The organism is Vibrio sp. 99-8-1 (assembly GCF_013114595.1).
Taxonomy (GTDB): domain Bacteria; phylum Pseudomonadota; class Gammaproteobacteria; order Enterobacterales; family Vibrionaceae; genus Vibrio.
The window spans coordinates 1-2,522 of record NZ_VTXE01000070.1 but is presented as its reverse complement, the minus strand read 5'-3'; the positions used below and the strand labels follow the sequence as shown (position 1 = coordinate 2,522).

1 rRNA gene is annotated in these 2,522 nt (G+C 51.5%); it reads right to left on the bottom strand.

The features are described 5' to 3' along the window. Positions 1-20 precede the first annotated feature (20 nt). A 23S ribosomal RNA gene (locus F0227_RS21670) occupies positions 21-2,522 on the bottom strand; the annotation flags it as partial.

The window sequence follows — 2,522 nt, the reverse complement described above, 5'->3', positions numbered from 1 at the left end:
CAAAACCCCTTGGGTGTTGTATGGTTAAGCCTCACGGGCAATTAGTACAGGTTAGCTCAACGCCTCACAACGCTTACACACCCTGCCTATCAACGTCGTAGTCTACGACAACCCTTTAGGATACTTAAAGTATCAGGGAGAACTCATCTCAAGGCTCGCTTCGCGCTTAGATGCTTTCAGCGCTTATCGATTCCGAACTTAGCTACCGGGCAATGCCATTGGCATGACAACCCGAACACCAGAGGTTCGTCCACTCCGGTCCTCTCGTACTAGGAGCAGCCCCTTTCAATTCTCCAACGCCCACGGCAGATAGGGACCGAACTGTCTCACGACGTTCTAAACCCAGCTCGCGTACCACTTTAAATGGCGAACAGCCATACCCTTGGGACCGACTTCAGCCCCAGGATGTGATGAGCCGACATCGAGGTGCCAAACACCGCCGTCGATATGAACTCTTGGGCGGTATCAGCCTGTTATCCCCGGAGTACCTTTTATCCGTTGAGCGATGGCCCTTCCATTCAGAACCACCGGATCACTATGACCTGCTTTCGCACCTGCTCGAATTGTCATTCTCGCAGTCAAGCGGGCTTATGCCATTGCACTAACCACACGATGTCCAACCGTGTTTAGCCCACCTTCGTGCTCCTCCGTTACTCTTTGGGAGGAGACCGCCCCAGTCAAACTACCCACCAGGCACTGTCCTCATCCCCGATTAGGGGACTAAGTTAGAACATCAACACTACAAGGGTGGTATTTCAAGGTTGACTCCACTCCATCTAGCGACGAAGTTTCAAAGTCTCCCACCTATCCTACACATGTAGGGTCAATGTTCAGTGCCAAGCTGTAGTAAAGGTTCACGGGGTCTTTCCGTCTAGCCGCGGGTACACTGCATCTTCACAGCGATTTCAATTTCACTGAGTCTCGGGTGGAGACAGCGTGGCCATCATTACGCCATTCGTGCAGGTCGGAACTTACCCGACAAGGAATTTCGCTACCTTAGGACCGTTATAGTTACGGCCGCCGTTTACCGGGGCTTCGATCAAGAGCTTCGACCTAAGTCTAACCCCATCAATTAACCTTCCGGCACCGGGCAGGCGTCACACCGTATACGTCATCTTGCGATTTTGCACAGTGCTGTGTTTTTAATAAACAGTTGCAGCCACCTGGTATCTGCGACTTCCGATAGCTCCATCCGCGAGGGACTTCACCGTCAGAAGCGTACCTTCTCCCGAAGTTACGGTACCATTTTGCCTAGTTCCTTCACCCGAGTTCTCTCAAGCGCCTTGGTATTCTCTACCCGACCACCTGTGTCGGTTTGGGGTACGATTTCTTACAATCTGAAGCTTAGAGGCTTTTCCTGGAAGCATGGCATCAATGACTTCACGCCCTTGGGCGCTCGACATCGGGTCTCAGCCTTAATGATTTCCCGGATTTACCTAAGAAATCAGCCTACACCCTTGAACCTGGACAACCGTCGCCAGGCCCACCTAGCCTTCTCCGTCCCCCCATCGCAATTGTAAGAAGTACGGGAATATTAACCCGTATTGCCGCAGCTTCGGTGTATAGCTTAGCCCCGTTACATCTTCCGCGCAGGCCGACTCGACCAGTGAGCTATTACGCTTTCTTTAAATGATGGCTGCTTCTAAGCCAACATCCTGGCTGTCTGAGCCTTCCCACATCGTTTCCCACTTAGCTATACTTTGGGACCTTAGCTGGCGGTCTGGGTTGTTTCCCTCTCCACGACGGACGTTAGCACCCGCCGTGTGTCTCCCGGATAGTACTTACTGGTATTCGGAGTTTGCAAAGGGTTGGTAAGTCGGGATGACCCCCTAGCCTTAACAGTGCTCTACCCCCAGTAGTATTCGTCCGAGGCGCTACCTAAATAGCTTTCGGGGAGAACCAGCTATCTCCAGGTTTGATTGGCCTTTCACCCCTAGCCACAAGTCATCCGCTAATTTTTCAACATTAGTCGGTTCGGTCCTCCAGTTGATGTTACTCAACCTTCAACCTGCCCATGGCTAGATCACCTGGTTTCGGGTCTATACCTAGCAACTCGACGCCCAGTTAAGACTCGGTTTCCCTACGGCTCCCCTAATCGGTTAACCTTGCTACTAAATATAAGTCGCTGACCCATTATACAAAAGGTACGCAGTCACCCCACAAAGGAGGCTCCTACTGCTTGTACGTACACGGTTTCAGGTTCTATTTCACTCCCCTCACAGGGGTTCTTTTCGCCTTTCCCTCACGGTACTGGTTCACTATCGGTCAGTCAGTAGTATTTAGCCTTGGAGGATGGTCCCCCCATATTCAGACAGGATATCACGTGTCCCGCCCTACTCGATTTCACTGATTGTACGTTGTCGGTTACGGGGCTATCACCCTTTATTGCGAGACTTTCCAGACTCTTCACCTGACGCACTAAAAGCTTAAGGGCTAATCCAATTTCGCTCGCCGCTACTTTCGGAATCTCGGTTGATTTCTACTCCTCCGGGTACTTAGATGTTTCAGTTCCCCGGGTTTGC